Genomic DNA, 21,687 nt, shown 5'->3' with positions numbered 1-21,687 from the left:
CTCGGGGAGAACAGCCCGGCCACGCCCGCCGGTGCCGCCCGGGCACGAGCCCGGCCCGAACGGCGTCCCGGGCCCCCTGCCACAGCCCTCCGCCGGGCGGGCCCCCCCCCCCCCCCCCCCCCCCCCCCCCCCCCCCCCCCCCCCCCCCCGCCGGTGTCAACCGCTGTACCGCTCCGTCGTCACCGCCTGGCGGACGGCCCGGGATGCAGGTAGGCACGGTCGATGGTCTGCCGGACGCCGTCGCCGGCGGCGTCCGTCGCGGTGACACGCAGCGTCACGAACGCGTCCCGGTGCACCGAGGAGGGCCGCTCGACGGTGGCGGTGAAGTCCGTACCGCCGCCGTGCCGGCTCGTGCGGGCCGTGGTCCAGGTCCGCCCGTCGTCGTAGGAGGTCTCGACCTTGAGCGACACCCCGCGCGGGGCGGCCAGACCGTCCGGCATGCGCACGCGGAGACCCACGGTGTGCGACCGGCGCGGACCCACCGCGTTGCGGACGTCCACGGGCACCGCGTAGTCGACCTGGAGCAGGGGCAGCAGGGCGGTGGTCGCCGCGGTGTCCGAGCCGAACGTCCAGGAGGTCGTGGTGCCGGTGCCGAACCGCCAGTCGGAGGAGGTGCGCGCGGTGGTCAGGTCGAGCCGGTAACCGGCCTTGCCTGCGGGCACCTCGAAGTCGCCCCACGCACCGTCGTCGGACTGCGCGACGCGCCGGCCGTTGCGGTACAGCTCCGCGCGGGCCACGTCGCTCGCGTCGGTCACCGCGGACGCTCCGGTGCCGATGCCGCCGAGTGCGGAGCGCTCCGCGAACGACCAGTGGCCGGCCTCGGAGTCGGTGAACTCCGCGATGTGCAACGACAGGGTGTCGCCGTTGCGCACCGAGGCGGGCCAGCCCGTCACACCGTGCGGGATCGACGGCCGCACCGGGGCCGCGAACCACCGCTCGGTGGCGCGCTGTCCGGGCTGGTAGGTGTGGGCCGCGTCACGCATCCCGGCGCCCAGTTCGACGTCCCGGTCCATGACGGTGTCGTGGTGCACGGTGTGGCTCCACCGCGTGTCACCGGCGGTCACATATTCCGTCCGTTCCTGGCCCGTCGGCACGTCGCGGGTGTACTGGTTCCAGGCCGTGTTCTGGTAGGGCCGCCATCCGAAGCGCTGCTCGCTCGTCCAGGAGGAGGCCCCCGTGCGGGTGTAGGCGGCGCGCACCACCGCGCTGTTGCGGTCGGAGACGGTGTGCACCAGGTGTTCGGGGATGCGCTGCTGGGACACCTGCATCACGTCGTACAGGTAGGGGCTGCGCACCGTGCCGGAGAAGTTCACCGAGGTGGTGCGCTTCGCGGCGCGCTTGAGCAGGTCGGTGCCCTCCGCCGTGCCTGCCCGCATGACGGGCAGGGGCAGGCGGTCGCCCTCCGGGTGCCAGCGCGTCCAGGGGTAGGAGCCCTGCGGCATCACGAGCATCAGCGCCTTGGCCCCCGCGTCCGCCGCCGCCCGCGCCAGCGCCCGGTCGTCGCCGTAGTCGTAGCGGATGACGGCGAGTTTCCCGCGCACGCGGGCGGCCTTCAGGTCGGCGGCGGTGCCCGCGCCGGCGTCCACCGCGGTCAGACGGACACCCTTGTCGTCGAAGACCGGGGAGGTCGGCAGGTAGTACGGGGTGAAGGACGAGGAGGTGCCGGACGCCCCGGCCCGCAGCTGGGGCGCCGTCATCTGCCATCGGGAGGCGAACTCGAAGGTGCCGTCGGTGACCTGGGCCGTGGGGCTGACGTAGATCCGCTTGGCGATGTCGAAGTACATCACGCCCTGGAGCAGGCCGTGGCCGTCGATCTTGCGGTACGTCTGGTAGCTGAGGATGCCCCGCTGCTCGGCCGGCTTGGGCGTGCGGATCTGCACCTCGGTGACCTTCGAGGCGTCGAGCGTCACCGTGGTGTCCTTGGCGACCGTCACCTGCGGGTTGATCACCTCGCGCAGTTCCTGGCCGTCGGCGGCGTTGTCCAGGGTGCCGTAGTCGACCTGGTACGTGCCTTCTTCGACGACCGCAACCGCGGGCTCGGCGCTGGTGTACGAGACGAAGCCGTCGGCGCCCCAGATGGTCGGCAGCCAGCCGGGGAGCACCTTGCCGTCGCGGTCGCGGACGACCACGGTGAGCCGGTGCTGCGGGGCGTGCACGACCAGGGAGAGCGTGGTGTGGGCGACCACCGTGCCGTCGGCGCGGCTCGCGGTGACATAGCCGTAGTACGAGCCGCGCTTGGCGTTCTTGGCGTCGGTGCTCAGCGGCACGTCGGCGGAGGCACCGGCGGCGAGGTGCACGGTGCCGGCGGCGGGCGTGACGACGCCGGAGGGCAGGGCGATGCCGTCGGCGTTCGCCAGGGCGGCGGTCAGCTTGAGGTCGACGGGCCGGTCACCGGTGTTGGTGTAGTGCAGGACCGCCGCCTGCCGCTGCCCGCCTGCGCCCGTCTGCAGGGCGGGCAGGGTCACGCTGCCGGTGGCCGTGACCGTTCCCATCGCCGCGGCGACGTCGATCCGGCCGCCGCCCTGTTCGGTCACCCCGGTGCCGGTCACGGTGCGGGCCGTGCTGGTCAGGGCGTCCTTCACCTGCTGCCCCGTCCAGTGCGGATGCCGTTGTGCCAGCAGCGCCGCCGCCCCCGCGACATGCGGGGTCGCCATCGACGTACCGGACGCGGTCGTGTAGTTCGCGTCGATGGGATCACCCATCGTGGTACCCGTGGCGCGCGCGGCCACGACACCCACACCGGGTGCGGTCACATCCGGCTTGACGGCCTTGTCGCCCGGGCGGGGGCCGCGGCTGGAGAACGAGGCGAGGGAGTCGTCGCGGTCGACCGCGCCCACGGTCAGCGCGGCATCCGCCGAGCCCGGCGAGCCGATCGTCGACGGGCCGTTCTCGCCGGAGTTGCCGGCCGCCACCACGAAGAGGGTGTCGCCCGACGCGGAGAGCGTGTTGACGGCCTGGCTCATCGGATCGGTGCCGTCGGACGCCCCGTCCGAGCCGAGGCTCATGTTGACGACCTTGGCGTGCTCGGCCGCCGCCCACTCCATGCCGTCGATGACCTGCGACTCCGAACCGTAGCCGTCATCGCCCAGCACCTTGCCGACCAGCAGCTCCGCCTTCGGTGCCACACCGCGCCGCGTCCCGGCCGACGCGGCACCGGTTCCCCCCACGATCGACGCCACATGTGTACCGTGTCCGAAGTGATCCTCGGTGTTCGAACTGCCCGAGAAGTCCTTGGACTTCGCGATCCGACCCACCAGATCCGGATGACGCGCGTCCACCCCGGTGTCCAGCACGGCCACCTTCACGCCCTGGCCCTCGAAACCGGCCCGCCACGCCGTCGGCGCGTTGATCTGCGCCGTACTGCGATCCAGTACCGCAGAGACCCTGCCGTCGAGCCACACTTGGGGCGTCGCCGCGGCACGGGCCGCGCCGGATGCGTCGCCGGGGGTGAGTGCCTTCCAGAAGGCGCCGAGATCGCCGGCCGCCACGCGCAGCGACCGGGCGTCGATGCTGTCGAGGCGGCGCTCGGGAGCGGACGCCGTGTTGAACGCGGCGACCCGGTCCGCGACGGCGGCCGCGGCCTTCTCGTTCTTCGCCGTCGTCCGGACCAGGCCGGGACGCGGGTCGGCGGAGACGATCAGCGGCAGCGCCGAGCCGGCCGCCTCGTCGTACCCCTGGGCGATGAGGGTGGTCACGTTGAACAGGCGCCGGTCCAGCGTCCCGGCGGCGACCAGGTCCGCGGCGTCCGCCGGCAGCACCGTCAGGTCGCCGCCGTCCTCCTGGTAGGTGCGGAACACGATCCGTTCGCGCCCCGGTCCGGGTTCCACCGACGCGGTGTTCCGGCCGTCGGCGCCGGGCGTCACCGTCACGCGGTCGCCGGTCACCAGCCGCACGGTCGTGGGGTGGGCCCCCGGTGCGGCGGCGGGTCCCGCCGCGCCCACTTCGGATGTCTGCGCGGACACGGACTGCACACCCCCAGCGGTCAGGAGCAGTCCTGTCGATATCGCCGCCGTCAGGCGGATCCATGCCATCAGCCGAGCACCTTTCGTTCAGCGTGTGGTCACGCGCCATCCGAAAGAATCTGCTGATGCCAAGCGCATGTCACGACCCTCAGGTGTCACAGCTGCGACATGTCGCAACGGCGCCAGGCCATGGACCCGTTGACGTTTCGCCCCGGTTACGGACTCTTTGCCGCGCCGTTGAACCGCCCGGGACCTCAAGGAGGTTCGGGAACGCGGCCGTTAGTGGGCGTGGGCCTCGGCGAAGTCCCAGAGCACCGGCAGGAGTTGCTCGGGGGTCTCGGCCTGGGGCAGGTGGCCGGTGCCCTCCAGCAGACGGAACTCCGGGCCCGCTCACCCCGCACGCCCCCACCACGTGTCCCCCACGATGTGGGCCGACCGTGCCACCAACGCCTACGACGCCCTGCAGACCCACCGTTACGAGGGCGCGGACCAGCACGGCCTGTACCTGGAGCGCACACCCCGGCAGGCGACGGACCGCGAGCACTCCTACCTGTGGCCGATGCGCGAGGCCACCGCGGCGACCGTGGACATGCAGCAGCTCCCCCGAACCGGCCCCGTCCACCGTCCGGATGCGGCGGAGCGCTTCGACACCATCGAGCTGAACTTCGCGCCCGGCGGCCGGCCGGGCTACCAGTCCTACCTGCCCGCCCCCCTGGGAACGGGCGGCGATGTGTAGTACGACGACAACGCCGTGGTCGCGCTGAGCCAGCTCGACCCGTACGAGCACACCGGCGACCGCACGTTCCTCACGCGGGCCGAGCAGGTCGTCGCCGTCGTCACCCGGGCCTGGGACACCGACCCCGCGAAGGCATGTCCCGGCGGGATGGACTGGTTCGACTCACCCAGCAACACCGTCCGTGCCACCGCTGTCACTTCCCCGTCCGCCCAGCTCGCCGCCGGGCTCTACCAGCACACCCACAACCGCGGCTACCTGGAGAGGGCCGAGCGGTGGTACGGCTGGGTGTACTCGTGCATGCGCCAGGCACCGGGCCTGTACGCAACGACCGCGGCGACGACGGCAGCACCAACCCGACCCTGTGGACCTACAACTCGGGCTCCATGATCGGCGCGGCCACCGCCCTCTACCGCGGCACCGGCGACGCCGCCTACCTGAACAAGGCGGTCGAGGACGCTCGCGGCTCCCTGGCGTACTGGACGCAGGGCAGCCGTCTGCATGACCAGCCGGCCATTTTCAACGCCTTCTACTTCAAGGACCTGCTCGCCCTGGACGCCGTCCGCCCCGACTCCGCCTACCTCAAGGCCATGAGCGCCTACGCGGATGGCACGTACGCCGGCAACCGGGACGCCACAACCGGGCTGTTCCACTTCCAGCCTTCGGGCGGCGGCGACTACGATCCGCGGATTCCCGCCGAAACCCTGGAACAGTCCGCCATGGTCCAGATCTTCGCCACGCTGGCCCGCACCACCCGCTGAGGTCACCGTCCCGGCGAGTGCGCCGCCCCCGCTCGTGACCCGCGCCTTGGCCGCGCATCATCGTCCCTCGACCCAAAGGAAATCCACGGACCATGTCCAAGGCACCACTGACCCGGCCCTCCTGGTGGGACTCCGACATCGCGCGCGACATCCTGCGTGACCGGGTGGTCACCACCAGCGCAGGCATCGGCGACATGCGGCTGCAGCTGTCCGGCGAGCCGCTGCTGCGCCATGACGGCAAGGGCGGACTGCTGCAGTCCGTCCGGCTGCGTCTGCGCCGCCCGGGCGCGGCCTCGCGCGACACCCTGCCGCGCATCACCCGGGCCCGGGTCACCACGAGCGGGGGCACTCCCGTCCCCTGCGAGATCCTTCCCGGCCCCGGGGCCGACACCCGCGTCCTGGTGCCCGAAGTGGACGCGCCGACACGCCTGCTGATCGAGCTTCCCGACCTGGAAGAAGGCACCCGGTTCGGCTTCGAGGCCCGCCCGCAGCGCCACTGGACGCTCCACCTGGTGCAGCACTCGCACCTCGACATCGGCTACACCGACCCCCAGGGGCGGGTGATGGCCATCCCGTTCCCCTTCGCCAAGGCGTTCCGTACCGGCTACCTCGGGCAGGCATCAGGCGAACTCAGTCCGGAACCGGGCGGCGTCGTCCCGGTCGACGTGCCTGCGCTCGGAACGGCGGCGGTCACGCTCCGGCTGCACCCGTCCACGGCCTTCCCCGGCGACAGCGCACGGCCCTGACCTGCGCCGCCGACCACGGTGCCCGTACGACCGGGAGGAGCGGGGGTTTCCGGTCAGTCGTCGAAGAGGATGTGGCGCAGCACGCGGGCGACGTGTGCGGTCACGTCGGCCGCGTCCATGCGGGCGAGGGGCCCGGTGGCGGCGATGTAGCGGGAGAAGGTGACACCTATGAGGTGGGCGCCCAGCAATGACACGCACGCCTCGATGTCCTCGTCGTCCCCCTCCAGCACCTCCCGGTAGGCAGTGAGGCTGTTCTTCTCCATGAGTTCGAGGAGCGTGGCGGCGGCTTTCTGGTCGGAGGCGACGCTGCGCAGCAGGACCACGAGCGGGTCGCCGGCCGCGTTGGTCTCCATGCGCGTGACGAAGGCGTGCGCGACCCGTTCGGGCAGGGTCCGGCGGTCACCGGCGATGGTGTCGTCCAGTTCGCGGTGGCCGGGGACCGCGGCGAGGAACAGTTGCTCCTTGGAGCCGAACTGCCGCAGTACGAGGCCATGGGTGACGCCGGCCCGCGCCGACACGCTTCCGTCGCTCCCCGTGCTGGTGGGATTCCGCCTGCAGCTCGGCGGCCGTGTCGAGGAGTTGGAACCGCTCCAGCCACAGCGGGCTGTCCTGGACCGCCGCCCGGGTGGACTCCACGACGGCCGCCCGCACCGCATCGAGCGGGTCGGCGTCGGCGGGCGCTGCGGCGATCGCCCCGACCAGGCGTTCCATCGTGGTGTCGAAGGCATACCAGATGACCCCGGGCTTCGAGCCGAAGTACCGGAAGAAGGTGGTCCGGCTGATACCGGCGACGGTGACGTTCTCGTAGCCGTCGCGCCGCATCAGCGCGACGGCCGCCAACTCGACGTCCTCGCGCGTACTGGCGCGAGGCCGCCCCCGCCCCCGGCGCCTACCCCAAGCTCTGGTCGACCCTCACCACATACTTGCCCCGCACACCGCCGGCCTCCAGTGCGCGGTGTGCCGCCGCCGTCTCCTCCAGGGGAAAGACCGTGTCCACCGCCGGGCGCAGCCTGCCCTCCACCACGTGACGGGCGAGGTCGTCGAAGTGCTCCCGCACAGGGTTGCCGCTGAAGAAGCGCACCCGGCCGTGTCCGTGGATCGCGCTGGCCGCGATGTAGCCCAGCGAGGCGACGGGCCGCGCCGAGTCGAAGGCGATGGTGACCATACGACCTGCGGGCCTCAGCAGCCCACGGAACGTCCGCAGGTCGGTCCCCACGGTGTCCACCACCACGTCGAACCGGCCCAGTTCCGCCGGCCGGACGGCCCGGTGGTCGACGGCCCGGTGGGCGCCGAGTGCCCGAACGAAGTCGAGGTTGGCGGCGCGGGCCAGGGCCGTGACCTCAGCGCCGTACGCCTGTCCGAGCTGCACGGCCGCGTTGCCCACACCACCCGCCGCGCCCCGCACGAGCAGTCGCTCACCGGGGCGCAGGGCGGCCTTGTCACGCAACGCCGTGACGGCCGTGGTCGCCACCGGCAGCGCGGCGGCGTCCACCAGGTCCAGGCTGTCGGGAACCCGGCCGAGCCGCCCGGCCGGTACGGTCACATACTCGGCCGCGCTGCCGAATCCGGAGGTGCGCCCCAGGACACCCCATACACGGTCGCCGACCGCGACGCCCGCGGCACCGGCGCCGAGTTCGGCGACCTCCCCCGTGAAGTCCAGTCCGATGCGCTGGGGGAACCTCCGGCCGGTGAGGAGGCGGACGCGGCCGGCACGGGCCGCGGTCTCACCGCCGTTGACGCTGAAGGCACACACCCGCACCAGCACTTCTCCGGGCGCCGGCTCGGGACGCGGCACCCGGCCCACGTACAGCACTTCTGGAGCGCCGTAGCGGTCGAAGAGAACTGCTTTCATCGTGCGGTCGTTCACCGTTTTCACCTTGCAACCCATGGCCGTACGGAAGATGTGACCTTGACCGTAGGCTTTTGAGCGGACGCATCGTCCGTGTGAGCCGAAGGTGAGAGGCAATGGTCGAGGAATTCTCTCGGATAGGGGTCCCGCAGGGGCTGCGGGCGGACGCGCGGCGCAACCGGGAGCGCATCCTCGTCGCCGCCCGCTCGGTCTTCGCCGAACGCGGGATCGACGCGCCCATGACGGCCGTGGCCCGGCGGGCCGGTGTCGGCGTGGCGACGCTGTACCGGCACTTCCCGACCAAGGACGCCTTGGTGCAGGCCGCCTTCGCCCAGCAGATGGAGACCTGCGGCCACATGCTCGGCGAGGCGCTGGCCGATCCCGACCCATGGCGGGGCTTCCAGCGGGTGGTCGTCACCGCCTGTGAGGCCCAGCGGGAGGAGCAGGGGTTCCCGGCCGCGTTCGCCGCCGCGTTCCCGGACGCCTCCACGCAGTACGCGCAGTGCCGGCACCAGGCCGAGCGGGACCTCACGACCCTGGTCCGCCGAGCCCAGGCGGCCGGTGCGCTGCGGGCCGACTTCCATCCTTCCGACCTCGCCGTGGCCTTGCTGGCCCACTGTGCCCTGGTGGCCACCTTGCCGGGGGACGGTGCGGCGTCTCGGCGTCTGATGGCGTACCTGCTCCAGTCGTTCCGTGCCGACGCGGCCAAGGGACCGCTGCCTCCGCCCAGCGCGCTGCCGCTGCGCCGGCTGCCCCTGGCTGCCGGCAGCACCCTGGGCCGATGGCCGTCCGGAGCCTGACGCGAGGCGGACGGCTGCCGGTACGCGGGCAGCGGGCCGCCGGTCGGGGTCCGCAGGGCACTCCGCGCCGGTTCGGTCAACTCCCGACGATCATGAGGCAGATCACTCGGATACGGGCAGCCCTAGGCCACGAGCCGGGCGTGCCGGGGCGGTTGTCGAGGATGCGGCGGCGGGCGAGGTCGTAGGTCAGTCGGCAGTGGCCGGCGTCATGGCGGATTCCGTGAGGGTGTCGAGTCGGGCGGCGAGGCCGGGGTGGGTGGCGGTCAGGTGCGGGCGGGTGGCGGTCAGGGGATCGATGAGGGCCGCGGGGTCGTCGTGAGCGAGGGCCGCGTGGAGTTGGCCGAGCGGGAGCCGGGCCGCCGTGGGCAGGTCGGTGAGGGCCGTGATCTGGCCGGCGATGCGGCGCAGGTCGGCGGCGTTGCGGCGCGCCCAGGTGGCGACGGCGCGTTCGGCGGCGCGGCGTTCACGGGTGGCCTGGACGCGTTGTTCGCTGGTGGTTCCTGCGGGGCCGGGCCGGTTGCGCAGGTAGCGGCGCTCCGCGGCCTGGCGGCTTGCGACGCCGAGGGGGTGGGCGAGATCGGCCCAGCTGGCTCCCGCGTGGCGGGCCGTTTCGGTCAGGCCGGTTTCCCATCCGGCAAGCTGCTCGCGCACCTGCCGCAGCAGCAGGAGGGAGGCCAGAGCCTGCTCCGGCCGGCAACCACCGCCGTGATGTCCGACGAGCGCGCACCGCTTGAGCACCTGCCCTCGATGACGTACGAGCAGATGCTGGAGAAGGTCCGCTACGAAGGCGCCTACCCCACCCGGGAGCGGGCCGAGGAGGCCGTCCGCCTGGTCCTCGCGGGCCTCGGGCGCCGGCTGACGGGCGACGAACGTGTCGACCTGGCCGCCCGGCCGCCCCTCGAAGCCGCGCGCATGCTCACCCAGCAGATCTCCGACACCCAGCCCCTGACCGGCTGGGCCTTCGTCAAGGACCTCGCTGCCCGCAGCGGCGCCTCCCCGGCCACCACCCGCTGGGACACCGGCTCCGTCCTCGTCGCCGTCGCCGCCTTGGCCGGCCCCGAACTGCTCACCCGTATCCTGCGCCAACTCCCGGGCGGCTATGCGCTGCTGTTCGGCCGCGCCGAACTCACCGCAGCCGCATAGGCGGCCCTTTCGGCGGTGGTCCGGGCGGCCGTCAGTCTCCGTCGCTCGCACGGGACGCCGTTGGCTGGTGACGCTCCACCAGCGTCGTACGGCACCGACGGTGGTTGCGACGGCGGCGAACCGGCCGGTCAGCCGAGATCGAGGACGGCTTTGCCGTGCAGGCGGCGGTCGAGCAGAGCCTCGACCGCCTCCAAGTGGCGGGTCCAGGGGCCGCGCCAGCTGATGCCCGGATCGAGGCGGCCCGCGGCGATCTCTCCGGCCAGCCAGGTCAGATCCGCGGAGAAGTCGGTGGCGGGGTCGCCGAGGAGGAAGAAGGTGCGGATCGACCGGTCGTGCCGTCCTTGGTCGCCCAGCAGGGCATCCGGTGACAGCACCGCGTCGGCCTCGGAGGAGCGGCCCACGCTGAAGAGGCTGCCGCCGGCCGACAGCGCGGCGAAGGCGTCGACGAGGTGGTGTCCGCCGACGTTGTCGAGGACGGCTGACACGGGCTGCCGCACCGCGGCCGGCTCGGGGTGGACCTCGTCGGCGCCCAGGGCGCGCAGCCCGTCTGCCTGGGCGGGGCTTCGGCTGATGGCAACGACATGCGCGCCCGCGCGGGCGGCCAACTGGACGGCGTAGCGGCCTACACCGCCGGAAGCACCGGTGATCATCACACGGCGGCCGAGCAGCGATCCCATGCGGCGCAGCACGTGCAGGGCGCTCAGCCCCGCCACGGGAATAGTGCTCAGCGCACCGGGGTCGGCGTCCTTCGGCGCGGTGCCGAGCAGGGCGGCGGGCACGGCCCGCAGTTCGGCCCAGCCGGCCTCGCCGAGGGTGACGACCCTCTCCCCCTCGGCCGGACCCGAGCCGTCGGCGGCCGGCTGGACGACCACGCCCGCCGCGTCCCATCCGGGCACGGTGCCGTCCGGCGTCTTCGCATGGATCGCCTCATGGACCTCACCGAAGTTCAGCGAGACGGCCTCGACCCGTACAAGGGCCTCGTGCGCGGCGGGACGCGGGGCGGGGACGTCCGTCAGCGACAGGTGTCCGGGTGAGGTGTGGTCGACGACGAGTGCGCGCACGGGAAGATCCCTTTCCAAAGTGCCACAGTGAGGCGTTTGCTTCAGTAGAGCATATGCACAATCTCGGCGCGCTTGGTACAGTGCCGGTGATGACCAGCTCCGAACAGCCCACCACCCTGCGCGAACGCAAAAAGCTGCGTACGCGCCAGGAACTGATCGACACTGCCGTCACGCTCTTCGGTGAGCGCGGATTCGACGGCACTCCGCTGGACGCGCTGCTGGAGCAGGTGGAGGTGTCCCGGCGGACCTTCTTCCGCAACTTCCGCTCGAAGGAGGATGTGGCGCTCACCGCCGTCAAGCAACTCTGGGCCACCTACCTGGAAGTCCTCGACGGCATGGAGAAGTCCGGGCCGCTGGCCGATGTCTTCCTCGCCGCCATGCTGACCACGCTGGAGCGCATGGACGAGGGCTGGTACCGGCGCTTTCCCCTCACGCTCCGGCTGATCGCCGGCTCACCCGCACTCGACGGGTACACGCTGCGGCACTGCGCCGAAGTCCAGGCCGAGATCGCGCGCCGATTCGACGAACGGAACCGACTCGAACTGCGGCTCCTCATCGAGTTCTTCACGGCCGCCTGGCGCTGCGCTCTGGACGAATGGCTGCCCGACTGCACACCGGGCGAACTGCCCGCGCTCCTGCGCCGGGTCTACTCGACCATGAACTCCGCGCTCGCCCTTGAGGCATGAGCCGGCCACCGGCGGCCCTGCCGGGCGGCCGACGGAGCCGGAACAGCGGGCTGTCCGGTGGACGGCGTGGTGTCAGGGGTGTTCTGGCTTTGTGGGGAGCGGGTCGAGCACCGGGTTGGTGAGGTGCTGGTAGATGATCGAGGTGCGGAAGCCGGCGATCTCCCGGCGGTTGGTGAACTGGTCCAGGAGGAACGCGTGCAGGTGGTCGATGTCCGGGGCCGTGACATGGACGAGGAAGTCGTCGCTGCCGGCCATCGTGTAGACGGAGATCACCTCCGGCAGCCGCGTCACCGACCGCTCGAAGGCGGCGACGACATCCCGGCGCAGCGGCCGGACCTGGGTGAAGACCATCGCTTGCACGGAGCGGTTGAGCGCCCGCAGGGAGACCTGGGCACGGTAGCCCTGGATGACGCCGCGCCTGTGCAGCAACCTGGTGCGTTCGAGGCAGGTGGAGGGGGCGATGCCGAGCTTCTCGGCGAGGGCCCGGTTGGACTGCCGACCGTCGGCCTGCAGATGGTGCACGATCGCCGAATCAAGTTCATCCATGGCTGCCTCCTGGACCGTGACACCGAATTTCCTTCGGTGTCACGTCAATTGTTCCGTGCATCAGCCTAGCTTCGGGGCATGAGCCGAGCACTTGCGCATGAAGACGTGGTCATTCGACGTGGACGCCGTTCTGGGCTGCCGCTGATCGTGGCCGTCCACTCCCGGGCGCTGGGCCCGGCGGTCGGCGGCTGCCGGCTGCGCCGCTACGACACCTGGCAGCATGGACTGGCTGACGCGCTGCGCCTGTCGGAGGCGATGACCTACAAGGCCGCGGTGGCCGGTCTGGACTTCGGTGGCGGCAAGAGCGTGATCGCCCTCGGCAACGACACGGCGCTCACCCCGCGGTTGCGTGCGGCCGCGCTGGAGGACCTGGGCGAGCTGATCGCATCCTTCCGGGGCTCCTACCGCACCGGCCCGGACGTCGGCACCGGCCCCGAGGACATGGTGGTCCTGCGGCGTTTCTCGCCGTACGCGTACTGCGCGCCCGAGGAGCACGGCGGTACCGGCGATTCCGGGGGCCCCACCGCCACCGGGGTCCTGGCGGCCCTGCGCGCCGGTGCGCGGCATGTATTCGGCGATGCCTCCTGTGCCGGGCGGACCGTGGTGATCAGCGGCTTCGGGTCGGTCGGCAGCGGTATTGCCGCCGGCCTGGCCGCCGAGGGCGCGCATGTCGTCGTCTCGGACCTGGAAGCCTCCCGCAAGGAGGTGGCCCTGGCGAGCGGGTACGGATGGGTCGAGCCCGGTCAGGCTCTGTCCGCGTCGGCCGACATCCTGGTCCCCGCTGCCGTCGGCGGCGTACTCGATGACGTGACGGTCCCGCGGATCACCGCGCGCCTGGTCGTCGGTCCGGCGAACAACCAGCTCACCGAGGAGCGCGTGGCCGATGTGCTTGCGGAGCGGGGCATCGTGTGGGTGCCCGACTATGTCGCCGGGGCCGGCGGTATCGTCTACGCCCTGAGCCGGGAGTCGGAGAACCACGGCCATGAGGCCGCGCAGAAGCGGGTGGAGGGCATCGGTGACACCGTGACCCGCATCCTCGACCTGGCGCTCTCGTCCGGCATCACGCCGCTGCGGACGGCCCGGCAGATCGCCGAGCGCAGGCTGGCGTCCTCGGCCTCGCGGGCCAAGGCCGGCTGACGACCGGACGGCGGCCTGCCGGTCCACACCGGCGCGGCCGAACCGGCCAGTTGCCCCGGACGTGTAGGTGTACGCAACGTGAGGGAGGACGGTATGGAGGCAGGGGAACTCCGCCGCGCAATCGAGGCAGGACGGGCGGCCGCTTCGGAGTCGGGCCTACAGATCAACGATGTGGTCGTCATCCACAACTCGGACCGCGTCGCGCTGCGCCTGGTCCCTTGCGATGTTCTGGCCCGGGTCGCACCCTCGGGGTATCTGGCCGATTCCGAGTTCGAAGTGGAGGTTGCTCACCGTCTCGCCGCCGTCGACGCTCCCGTGGCTGAGCTCGACCCTCGGGTCGCCCCCCGCGTCCATGTGCGTGATGCCTTCGCCATCTCGTTCTGGACGTACTACGAACCTGTGGGATCACAGATCGCGCCGGCCGACTACGCGGACGCGTTGATGCGGCACCATGCCGCACTGCGTCAGATCGATCTGGGCGCACCGCATGTCAGCGATCGAGTCGCCGTGGCGCTGAGCAAGGTGAACGACCCGGAGCAGTCCCCCGAACTGCCCGATGCCGACCGGCGATTCCTCAGCGACACACTCGGTGGTCTGAGCGCCGCGCTCACCGTCGACAGAGCCGACGACCAGCTGTTGCACGGCGAGCCGCATCCGGGCAACCTCCTCAACACAAGGAGAGGACCGCTTTTCGTGGACCTCGCCACGTGCTGCCGTGGGCCGATCGAGTTCGACCTCGCCCATGCGCCCGACGAAGTGGGACAGCACTGTCCGGGGGCCGACCACGACCTGATTCACCGGTGCCGCGCCCTGAACTGGGCGATGTTCTCGGCGTGGCGCTGGCGCCGGGACGACCGGATGCCTGACCGGGAGCACTGGAGAGCGGTGGGGCTCAACCAGGTTCGTACCGCACTTGATCGCTGCGGACTGGGCTGAACACGTCGAAACTGAGGCGCCGCTGGGCAGAACACTCCGTGAGCGCCCTCAGGGGGTCCGTCGGTGTCTGGGTGAGCATCTTCTCGCTCACCCCCGCCAGTCGCTGCCGCAGCTGCGTGAACCGGGGGACGGCCGCAGGCAGACAAGCGGAGGGGTTCCCCTGCTATGGTGCCCCGATGTCATCGATCAAGAAGTTCCAAGTCACCTTCGACTGCGCGGAACCCGAGCGCGTCGCTCGCTTCTGGTGTGAGGTGCTGGGGTACGTCGTACCGCCGCCACCAAAGGGGTTCGACACGTGGGACGATTTCGATCGCTCTCTGCCGGCTGAGGAGCAGGGTTCGTCGTTCGCCTGCATTGATCCCTCGGGCGTGGGCCCGCGGCTGTACTTCCAGCGCGTCCCCGAGGGCAAGGTCGTCAAGAACCGGGTGCATCTCGACGTGCGGGTCGGCACCGGGCTCGTGGGGGAGGAACGCCTCGCCGCGCTCGAAGCCGAGTGCGCACGTCTGGTCGCGCTCGGCGCGGTACGCGTGCAACTCCTGCTCGCCGATGAACACAACGAGTCGTGCATTTCGATGCAGGACATCGAGGGCAACGAGTTCTGTCTCGACTGAGCATCCTCCGAGCGTGGGAGGTGGGAGCCGACTACGCCACGGGGCCCCGACGCATCAGTCGGTGCGGGTGTCGTACGTCGCGCGGTGGGTGAGCACATCGTCCATGTGTGTCTCGGCCCACGTCTTGAGGCCGCGCATCATGTGGTGCAGGGAGAGGCCGAGATCGGTCAACTCGTAGGAGACCGTGACGGGGACGGTCGGTGTGGCGGTGCGGGTGATCAGACCGTCACGTTCAAGCGAGCGCAGCGTCTGCGTGAGCATTTTCTGGCTGACGCCGGCCAGCAGGCGCGACAGCTCTGAGTAGCGCATCGGCCGGGGCTCACCGGCGCAGTCGGCGCCCGGCTGGTGCGAGCCGCCGCTGCCCAGTGCGGCCAGGATCAGCGTGACCCACTTTCCGGAGATCCGTTCAAGCAGCTTGCGGCTCGGACACACCGCCAGGAAAGCATCGTATTCCGCCTTGGCCTGCGCCCGTCGCTGGGCCGCCGTCGTGGTCATCGACCGTTCCTCTCCCCCATGGGTGCCTTACGCACTTCCAGGTGCCTACTTCCCGTCGGGAAGTCACCTGCCCATACTGGCGCACGGAGCCGAAAGGCACCAATCACCCAGCGCCCCCATGAAAGACAGACACATGAGCACACCCTCCGTTTCCCTTCCCGGCGGCACCTGGACCCTGGGCGATCTGACCGTCACCCGCTTCGGCTACGGCGCCATGCAGCTCGCCGGCCCCGGCGTCATGGGGCCGCCCGCCGACCACGACGCCGCGCTGGCCGTTCTGCGGGAGGCCATCGGCCTCGGGATCACCCATGTCGACACCGCCGGAGCATACGGGCCACGCGTCACGAACCGGCTGATCCGTGAGGCGCTGCACCCCTATCCCGAGGCGCTGCACGTCGTGACCAAGGTCGGCGCGGTCCGCGATCAGCAGGGCGGCTGGCCCCCGGCGCGGCGGCCCGAGGACCTGCGCCGCGCCGTCCACGAGAACCTTGAGGACCTTGGCCTCGATTCGCTCGACGTGGTCAATCTCCGGCTCGGTGACGCTCAGGGCCCGCAGCCCGGTTCGCTCGCCGAGCCCTTCGGGACCCTGGTCGAACTCCAGCAGCAGGGCCTGATCCGGCATCTCGGGGTGAGCAACGCGACGGCGGACCAGGTCGCCGAGGCGCAGGAGATCGCGCCGATCGTGTGCGTGCAGAACATGTACAACCTCGCCCACCGTCAGGACGAGGAACTGATCGACGAACTCGCCGACAAGGGCATCGCCTACGTGCCCTTCTTCCCGCTCGGCGGCTTCACGCCGCTGCAGTCCACGGCGCTCTCCGCCGTGGCCTCCCGGCTGGACGCGACACCGATGTCGGTCGCCCTGGCCTGGCTGCTGCGGCGGTCGCCGAACATCCTGCTCATCCCCGGCACCTCGTCGGTGGCGCACCTGCGCGAGAACGTCGCCGGTGCGGGGCTCTCGCTCTCCGACCAGGAACTCGCCGAGCTGGACAAGATCGGCCGCTAGACCCTGTCGTCAAACCCCCGCCTGCCCTCCGGGCGAACGACGGGAGTGTGACGACAGGACCCAGCAGGAAGCGGTCGGCGGACGAGGTGGCGGCCCGATTGCGGCGCCGGGCCGCACACCCCGGCGACCGGGCACGGCGCCTGGCCGCCCTCCCCGCCTCGGCACCGGCGAGAGCGCGCCCGCTCCCCCGGGCCGCAGCCGAGGACGGCTCGGCATCACCGTGTGCACAACCGGTCCAATGCCGACTGGCTCTCATCGTCCGCGGCACGGAAGATCAGCAACCGTTGATCGGGATCCTGAAGCGGCATGAGGACTTCGAAACGCACGGTGATCACACCGGCGTCAGGGTGCCGCATGATCTTGTGTCCGCGGCCGTTGACCCGGATGTCCCGCTCGGCCCACCATCGGGCGAAATCCTCGTCACGGCTGATGAATTCGGCGATGAGGTCGGTCAGCGCCCGATCCTCCGGATGCGCGGCCCACGCGGCGCGCAGATGGGCGATCCCCTCCCGCACGACGCGTTCCCGGTCGACGTAGAACTCGCGTATCTCCGGGTGCCTCAGGCACAGCCGCATCGCATTGCGCTGCGACGGCGGCAGGGTGTCGAAATCCAGTAGCAGCCTGGTCATTTCGCGGTTGAAGGCCAGGATGTCGTACCGGTGGTTCATCAGCATGGCCGGCAGCGGCGACAGATCGGCGACCAGCCGGGCCAGCGACGGCGCCGCGGTGGTGGCGGGCCTGCCGGCCTCGCGGGGGCGCTGCTGGGCCAGGTCGAACAGGTAGGCGCGTTCGACGGGGGCCAGGCGCAGTGCCCGCGCCAGCGCCTCCACCACGTCCGCCGAGGGCCGCACCCCGCGCCCCTGTTCCAGCCGCACGATGTAGTCGACGCTGACCCCGGCCAGTTCGGCGACCTCTTCGCGGCGCAGTCCCGGGGTCCGGCGGGCCTGGCGACGCGACGGCAGACCGAGATCGCGCGGGTCCAGCCGTTCGCGCCGGTTCCGCAGGAACGCGGCCAGCTCCTGTGTCGGGTCCACGGTGTGAGTCGTCATGCTCGTTGCAACAGCCAGGGTAGGACCGGCGTTCCCAGGAAGCTCCTTCCCTTACCCCCGGCTCTCGGCGGTTGCAGCCTTGATCCCGGCAACGGATCACGAGCACAGGAGGACACCATGTCGCTCACCCTCGACACCTACCGGCTGCTGGGCCGCTCCGGGCTGCGGGTCTCACCACTGGCGCTGGGCACGGCGACCTTCGGCACCGACTGGGGCTGGGGAGCCGAGAAGGACGAGGCACGCAGAGTGTTCGACCTCTACGTCGAGCGAGGCGGCAACTTCATCGACACCGCAAACACCTACACCGATGGCAGCTCGGAGCGTCTGCTGGGCGAATTCACCCGCGACAGGCGCGAAAGCCTGGTGCTGGCGACGAAATACACGACGCTGCGCCGGCCCGGCGACCCGAATTCCGGGGGCGGTCACCGCAAGAGCCTGTTCGCTTCGGTGGAAGCGAGTCTGCGACAGCTCGGCACGGACTACATCGATCTGCTCTATCTGCACGTGTGGGATTTCACGACACCGGTCGAGGAGATCCTGCGCGGCATGGACGATCTGGTCCGGCAGGGCAAGGTCCTGTACCTGGCGATCTGCAACGCCCCGGCCTGGCAGGTGTCGCGCATGCAGGCGATCGCCGACCTGCGCGGCTGGTCGCCGCTCGTGGCGCTGCAGATCGAATACAACCTGATCGAGCGTACCGGGGAACGTGATCTGATCCCCATGGCGCGCGAGATGGGGCTGGGTGTGATCCCGTATTCGCCCCTGGCCGGCGGGGTGCTCACCGGCAAGTACAGCCGCGACGACCTGACCGCGGAGAACGGCGCGTCCGACGACGGCACCCGCAGGAACTTCAACCGCGCCGTGGGCACGCTCACCGAACGCAACCTCGCCCTTGCGGATGTCGTGAAGGAGGTCGCCACGGAGCTGGGCCGCACACCCGCCCAGGCCGGGCTGGCCTGGACCCTGCGGAATCCGAGCGTGACGGCACCGATCATCGGCGCCCGCACCCGCACGCAACTGAAGGACAATCTGGGCGCCCTGACGGTCGAGTTCACCGACTCCCAACTGGCCCGCCTCGACGAGGCCAGCGCGATCGCACTCGGTTTCCCGCACGACATGCTCGCCGGCGACCACATCCGCAAGGTGACCGCGGGTGACCTGAAGATCGAGACCCGCCGCTGACACGATCGGGCGCCCGGAACGGCAGGGGCGGTGGGACCGGGCCGGGTCTCATCCGCGCCGTGCTGCGCTGCCCGCCTCGGCGCCGAGTACGTTCAGCAGAGCCAGCGCCTCGGCGGCCGGGGATCCCGGCGGTGCGCTGTAGAGCACGAGGTGCTGGTCTCGCTCCGTGAGCGCGAGGGTGTCGCAGTCGACGGTGATCTCCCCGAGGGCCGGGTGGCGGAACGTCTTCGTGAACATCTGCACGGCCTGCACGTCGTGCCGCTCCCAGAGCCGGACGAAGTCGGGGCTGGCGTCGCACAGTTCGTCGACGAGGCCGGTCACCGCGGGATCGTCCGGGTAGCGGGCGAGGGTGGCGCGCAGTTCCATGACCACGTGGTGCCGGAACTCGGCGGCGTCGGAGATCCCGTACAGCGTCTCGTCGGCGTGCTCCGATCCGAGGAATGCCCGGCGCGCGAGATTGCGGTCCTCGGGGTCGAGCGGGGCGAAGTCCTCCATGAGCGCGGCCGCGAGGTCGTTCCACGCAAGCACCTCGAACACGGCGGACATCACGAAGGCGGCCGTCTGCGGCAGCCGCTCGATGAGCGCGAGAATGCTCGGACGTACGTCGCGCCGGTGCAGCCGGGTACGGGTCGGCGCGGTACCCGCGAGGACGTGGAGGTGGTCGGACTCGGCGTCGGTGAGCCGCAGCGCGCCTGCGATCCCGGCAAGCACCTCGCCGGACGGTCGCGGCGCCCTGCCCTGTTCGAGCCGGATGTAGTACTCCGTGGAAATGTGCGCGAGGACCGCGGCCTCCTCGCGGCGCAGACCCGGTGTCCGGCGTCGCGGTCCCGAGGGGAGGCCGACGTCCTGCGGCCGAAGCCGCTCACGACGGCTGCGGAGGAACGCCCCGAGCGCTTGCTTGTCCATACCCCGAGTGTGCACGCTGCCCGGCGACGGATCCTGGTACCGCCTGTGCCTGTATCCGGCCCGGGGCCGGCCTGACGCTGGTGTCATGACGAACAACAGCGACATCGCACCCCTCGGCCTGCTCACCGGCAAGGTCGTGTTCATCACCGGCGCCAGCCGCGGCATCGGGGCGGCGGCGGCCCGGCTCTTCGCCGCCGAGGGCGCCGCCGTCGTGCTCGCCGCCCGCAGCACCGATGCCCTCGACGGCATCGTCACCGAGATCCGCGCCGACGGCGGCATCGCCGACGCCGTCACCCTGGACCTCGCCGTCGGTGCGAGCATCCGCGCCGCGGTCGGCCGCGTCGAGGAACTGCACGGACAGCTCGACGGCGCCTTCAACAACGGTGCGGCGATCCAACAACCCGGCCCGCTCGACACCACGAGCGAGGAGGACATCGACGAACAGTTCGCCGTGAACTTCCGCTCCCACTGGACCGCGATGAACGCGGAGGCCGCGCTCATGCGACGAGGCGGCGGCGGGGCGATCGTCAACACCTCAAGCATCGGCAGCCGCCGCGCGAACCCCGCCCTGCCCGCATACGGTGCCATGAAGCGCGCACTCAACAGCATCACCGAGACGGCCGCCGTGACCTGGGGCCGGCAGGGCATACGAGTGAACGGCATCACCCCCGGCGGCACCGCCACGACGATGATCGACGCCTGGGAGGCCGTGTCCCCGGGCATCATCGAGCGCAACAACGCGGCGACCCCACTGGGCCGGATGGCCGAGCCCCGCGAGGTGGCCGAGGTGGCCGCGTGGCTGCTCAGCGACCGTGCCTCGATGGTGACCGGCGCGATCGTGCCGGTCGACGGAGGCGCCGGGGCCTGACCAGGGGACCGCCCGGGCAAGCCGCGTCCTTGAGCACATGTGAGCCGCCGGACCCCGGCCCCGTCCGGGGCAGGGTCCGGCATCGGCCGCGGCTCTCGCCCGGCGCCGGCACCGGGCCGCAGGTCCTAGGTCCTGCCTACGTCTGTGGCCCGTTACACCGCCGTGGCATCCTGCCTAGTGTCCATGCCATGGATACGACAGGAACGTTGGACGAGGCGCTTGTGCGACTGCACGACTCCGGGCCCGAACGGCTCGGGCGGCTCACCAACCACGCGCCGATGGCCGTCGAAGCCCTCGCCGCTCACGGGCAGGCACGTTCGGTGCACCGCTGGCTCGACCTGTACGCACACAAACTGGAGGAGTTCCCGTCACGTGTCGAGCCGGTCACGGACGCCGACTGGTCCGCCGCGCTCGGCGATCCGCGGCGCGCCGCCGACTGGATCGGCTACTTCGAGCGCGAGGTCGCCGAGCGTCCCTGGCCCGAGGTGCTGACTTTGTGGTGGCCCCGCCTGCTGCCCGGCCTGTACGGCGGCTCGACACATCCGGTGATCCGGGTGGGCCACGCCGTGCGCACACTTCTGTCCGGTGAGGTCACCGAACCCCGGCTGGCGGAACTGGCCCACGGCCTCGGCTACTGGGCCGCGCGCCACCGGCCCGTCGCGGTCGTCGCCTCGCTGCCCGGCGCCGACGGCGCGGCTGCCGCGCTCGACACGGTCGCGCCGATCGCCGTGCAGGACGGTGGCTTCTCCGCCCGGCTCGACCAGGTCAGGGCCCTGCCGGTGTGGGCGGCCTCGGTGACGGAGCCGAGCGACGCGTACCGCCACCTCACCGAACTGGTGCGGGCGGCAACACACCGGTATGCCACCCACGGCCACGGCGAGGCGACGATGCTGGTCCACGCGGCCACGGCTCCCAACGCCGTCCTGCGCACCCTGCCCGCGCTCCCCCAGACGCTGTGGGCGCCGAGCCTGCGGGCGGCCTGGACGGCCTCCGCGGCAGTGACCGCGATGTACGCACCGGCCGCGCCGGCCGACTACACCCCGCCCGGCGCCCTCACCCCCGAAGAGGTGTTTGAACGGGCCCTGGCGCACGGCGACGAACATGTCATCAAGCTGACGGACACGGCCCTCGACGTCGGCGACGGACCGGCCATGGCGGCGGCTCTGCGGTCCATGGAGCTGAGCGCCCCGCTGGCCTGAGCACGTGCCTG

Annotated in this window: 24 protein-coding genes and 1 pseudogene; 15 read left to right on the top strand and 10 right to left on the bottom strand. The window is 71.4% G+C overall.

Annotated features, from left to right (window positions below; translation table 11 throughout):
* Positions 1-179: 179 nt before the first annotated feature.
* On the bottom strand, positions 180-4,031 hold the full coding sequence (locus ACIRFL_RS02160) for a S8 family serine peptidase (protein WP_404023146.1): 3,852 nt from the start codon (positions 4,029-4,031) through the stop codon (positions 180-182).
* 343 nt (positions 4,032-4,374) lie between these two features.
* Between ACIRFL_RS02160 and ACIRFL_RS02155 the strand changes: the two genes are divergently transcribed.
* From ACIRFL_RS02155 to ACIRFL_RS02140, 4 genes are all read left to right on the top strand, one after another.
* Positions 4,375-4,698: a hypothetical protein gene (locus ACIRFL_RS02155; protein ID WP_404023145.1), complete on the top strand. Its 324-nt coding sequence runs from the start codon at positions 4,375-4,377 to the stop codon at positions 4,696-4,698.
* A gap of 15 nt (positions 4,699-4,713) precedes the next feature.
* The gene (locus ACIRFL_RS02150) at positions 4,714-5,085 is read left to right on the top strand and encodes a glycoside hydrolase family 76 protein (protein ID WP_404023143.1); all 372 of its coding nucleotides are present in this window, start codon (positions 4,714-4,716) and stop codon (positions 5,083-5,085) included.
* Positions 5,082-5,456, top strand: coding sequence for a hypothetical protein (locus tag ACIRFL_RS02145; protein ID WP_404023141.1), 375 nt, complete (start codon positions 5,082-5,084; stop codon positions 5,454-5,456). Before ACIRFL_RS02150 ends, ACIRFL_RS02145 begins: the two co-directional genes overlap by 4 nt.
* 92 nt (positions 5,457-5,548) lie before the next feature.
* A complete protein-coding gene (locus tag ACIRFL_RS02140; RefSeq protein WP_404023140.1) occupies positions 5,549-6,202 on the top strand; it encodes a hypothetical protein in 654 nt (217 codons plus the stop codon).
* 53 nt (positions 6,203-6,255) lie between these two features.
* On the opposite strand, the gene ACIRFL_RS02135 is transcribed toward ACIRFL_RS02140, so the two are convergent.
* Both ACIRFL_RS02135 and ACIRFL_RS02130 read right to left on the bottom strand, forming a co-directional pair.
* Complete coding sequence (locus ACIRFL_RS02135; RefSeq protein WP_404023139.1) at positions 6,256-6,720, bottom strand: TetR family transcriptional regulator; 465 nt, start codon at positions 6,718-6,720, stop codon at positions 6,256-6,258.
* Positions 6,602-6,853, bottom strand: a complete 252-nt coding sequence (locus ACIRFL_RS02130; protein WP_404023172.1) for a hypothetical protein — start codon at positions 6,851-6,853, stop codon at positions 6,602-6,604. The genes ACIRFL_RS02135 and ACIRFL_RS02130 overlap by 119 nt, the downstream gene beginning before the upstream one ends.
* On the opposite strand from ACIRFL_RS02130, the gene ACIRFL_RS02125 reads away from it, so the two are divergent.
* Positions 6,771-7,010, top strand: coding sequence for a hypothetical protein (locus tag ACIRFL_RS02125; RefSeq protein WP_404023173.1), 240 nt, complete (start codon positions 6,771-6,773; stop codon positions 7,008-7,010). The genes ACIRFL_RS02130 and ACIRFL_RS02125 overlap by 83 nt on opposite strands.
* A gap of 81 nt (positions 7,011-7,091) precedes the next feature.
* Here the strand turns inward: ACIRFL_RS02125 and ACIRFL_RS02120 are convergent, their stop codons facing one another.
* Positions 7,092-8,069: an NAD(P)-dependent alcohol dehydrogenase gene (locus ACIRFL_RS02120; RefSeq protein WP_404023138.1), complete on the bottom strand. Its 978-nt coding sequence runs from the start codon at positions 8,067-8,069 to the stop codon at positions 7,092-7,094.
* Positions 8,070-8,167: 98 nt separating this feature from the next.
* On the opposite strand from ACIRFL_RS02120, the gene ACIRFL_RS02115 reads away from it, so the two are divergent.
* Entirely contained in the window at positions 8,168-8,851 is a 684-nt protein-coding gene (locus ACIRFL_RS02115) for a TetR/AcrR family transcriptional regulator (protein WP_404023136.1), read from the top strand.
* Between the two features lie 186 nt (positions 8,852-9,037).
* Here ACIRFL_RS02115 and ACIRFL_RS02110 read toward each other — a convergent pair.
* Positions 9,038-9,550, bottom strand: a pseudogene (locus tag ACIRFL_RS02110) (type III effector protein); the annotation flags it as partial.
* A 9-nt stretch (positions 9,551-9,559) separates the two neighbouring features.
* On the opposite strand from ACIRFL_RS02110, the gene ACIRFL_RS02105 reads away from it, so the two are divergent.
* A complete protein-coding gene (locus tag ACIRFL_RS02105) occupies positions 9,560-9,994 on the top strand; it encodes a DUF2267 domain-containing protein (RefSeq protein WP_404023135.1) in 435 nt (144 codons plus the stop codon).
* Between the two features lie 128 nt (positions 9,995-10,122).
* Here the strand turns inward: ACIRFL_RS02105 and ACIRFL_RS02100 are convergent, their stop codons facing one another.
* Positions 10,123-11,055, bottom strand: coding sequence for a zinc-binding dehydrogenase (locus ACIRFL_RS02100; protein WP_404023134.1), 933 nt, complete (start codon positions 11,053-11,055; stop codon positions 10,123-10,125).
* Positions 11,056-11,144: 89 nt separating this feature from the next.
* Between ACIRFL_RS02100 and ACIRFL_RS02095 the strand changes: the two genes are divergently transcribed.
* Complete coding sequence (locus tag ACIRFL_RS02095; RefSeq protein ID WP_404023133.1) at positions 11,145-11,741, top strand: TetR/AcrR family transcriptional regulator; 597 nt, start codon at positions 11,145-11,147, stop codon at positions 11,739-11,741.
* Positions 11,742-11,813: 72 nt separating this feature from the next.
* Here the strand turns inward: ACIRFL_RS02095 and ACIRFL_RS02090 are convergent, their stop codons facing one another.
* On the bottom strand, positions 11,814-12,287 hold the full coding sequence (locus ACIRFL_RS02090) for an Lrp/AsnC family transcriptional regulator (RefSeq protein WP_404023131.1): 474 nt from the start codon (positions 12,285-12,287) through the stop codon (positions 11,814-11,816).
* Positions 12,288-12,365: 78 nt separating this feature from the next.
* Here ACIRFL_RS02090 and ACIRFL_RS02085 point away from each other — a divergent pair, with 78 nt between their 5' ends.
* The 3 genes from ACIRFL_RS02085 (at position 12,366) to ACIRFL_RS02075 (ending at position 14,971) form a co-directional block, all read left to right on the top strand.
* Complete coding sequence (locus tag ACIRFL_RS02085; protein ID WP_404023129.1) at positions 12,366-13,424, top strand: Glu/Leu/Phe/Val dehydrogenase dimerization domain-containing protein; 1,059 nt, start codon at positions 12,366-12,368, stop codon at positions 13,422-13,424.
* Between the two features lie 93 nt (positions 13,425-13,517).
* The gene (locus ACIRFL_RS02080) at positions 13,518-14,360 is read left to right on the top strand and encodes a phosphotransferase family protein (protein ID WP_404023128.1); all 843 of its coding nucleotides are present in this window, start codon (positions 13,518-13,520) and stop codon (positions 14,358-14,360) included.
* Between the two features lie 176 nt (positions 14,361-14,536).
* Entirely contained in the window at positions 14,537-14,971 is a 435-nt protein-coding gene (locus ACIRFL_RS02075) for a VOC family protein (protein WP_404023126.1), read from the top strand.
* Positions 14,972-15,025: 54 nt separating this feature from the next.
* Here ACIRFL_RS02075 and ACIRFL_RS02070 read toward each other — a convergent pair whose 3' ends face one another.
* Positions 15,026-15,466 carry a winged helix-turn-helix transcriptional regulator gene (locus ACIRFL_RS02070; protein ID WP_404023125.1) on the bottom strand — a complete coding sequence of 147 codons (441 nt, stop codon included), beginning with the start codon at positions 15,464-15,466 and terminating at the stop codon, positions 15,026-15,028.
* A gap of 133 nt (positions 15,467-15,599) precedes the next feature.
* Between ACIRFL_RS02070 and ACIRFL_RS02065 the strand changes: the two genes are divergently transcribed.
* Positions 15,600-16,472 (top strand): aldo/keto reductase family oxidoreductase, encoded by an 873-nt coding sequence (locus ACIRFL_RS02065; RefSeq protein ID WP_404023124.1) that lies wholly within the window; start codon positions 15,600-15,602, stop codon positions 16,470-16,472.
* Between the two features lie 215 nt (positions 16,473-16,687).
* On the opposite strand, the gene ACIRFL_RS02060 is transcribed toward ACIRFL_RS02065, so the two are convergent.
* Positions 16,688-17,521 (bottom strand): helix-turn-helix transcriptional regulator, encoded by an 834-nt coding sequence (locus ACIRFL_RS02060; protein WP_404023123.1) that lies wholly within the window; start codon positions 17,519-17,521, stop codon positions 16,688-16,690.
* Positions 17,522-17,638: 117 nt separating this feature from the next.
* Here ACIRFL_RS02060 and ACIRFL_RS02055 point away from each other — a divergent pair, with 117 nt between their 5' ends.
* A complete protein-coding gene (locus tag ACIRFL_RS02055) occupies positions 17,639-18,703 on the top strand; it encodes an aldo/keto reductase (protein ID WP_404023122.1) in 1,065 nt (354 codons plus the stop codon).
* 48 nt (positions 18,704-18,751) lie between these two features.
* Here the strand turns inward: ACIRFL_RS02055 and ACIRFL_RS02050 are convergent, their stop codons facing one another.
* Positions 18,752-19,609: a helix-turn-helix transcriptional regulator gene (locus ACIRFL_RS02050; RefSeq protein ID WP_404023121.1), complete on the bottom strand. Its 858-nt coding sequence runs from the start codon at positions 19,607-19,609 to the stop codon at positions 18,752-18,754.
* 85 nt (positions 19,610-19,694) lie between these two features.
* Here ACIRFL_RS02050 and ACIRFL_RS02045 point away from each other — a divergent pair, with 85 nt between their 5' ends.
* Both ACIRFL_RS02045 and ACIRFL_RS02040 read left to right on the top strand, forming a co-directional pair.
* Entirely contained in the window at positions 19,695-20,477 is a 783-nt protein-coding gene (locus tag ACIRFL_RS02045) for an SDR family NAD(P)-dependent oxidoreductase (RefSeq protein WP_404023119.1), read from the top strand.
* Between the two features lie 188 nt (positions 20,478-20,665).
* Positions 20,666-21,676, top strand: coding sequence for a questin oxidase family protein (locus ACIRFL_RS02040; RefSeq protein ID WP_404023118.1), 1,011 nt, complete (start codon positions 20,666-20,668; stop codon positions 21,674-21,676).
* The last annotated feature ends 11 nt before the right edge of the window (positions 21,677-21,687 follow it).

It is taken from the genome of Streptomyces sp. NPDC102462 (assembly GCF_044765425.1).
Lineage (GTDB): Bacteria > Actinomycetota > Actinomycetes > Streptomycetales > Streptomycetaceae > Streptomyces.
Note: the sequence above shows the minus strand (reverse complement) of the source record. Positions and strands in the feature narration are given on the sequence as shown.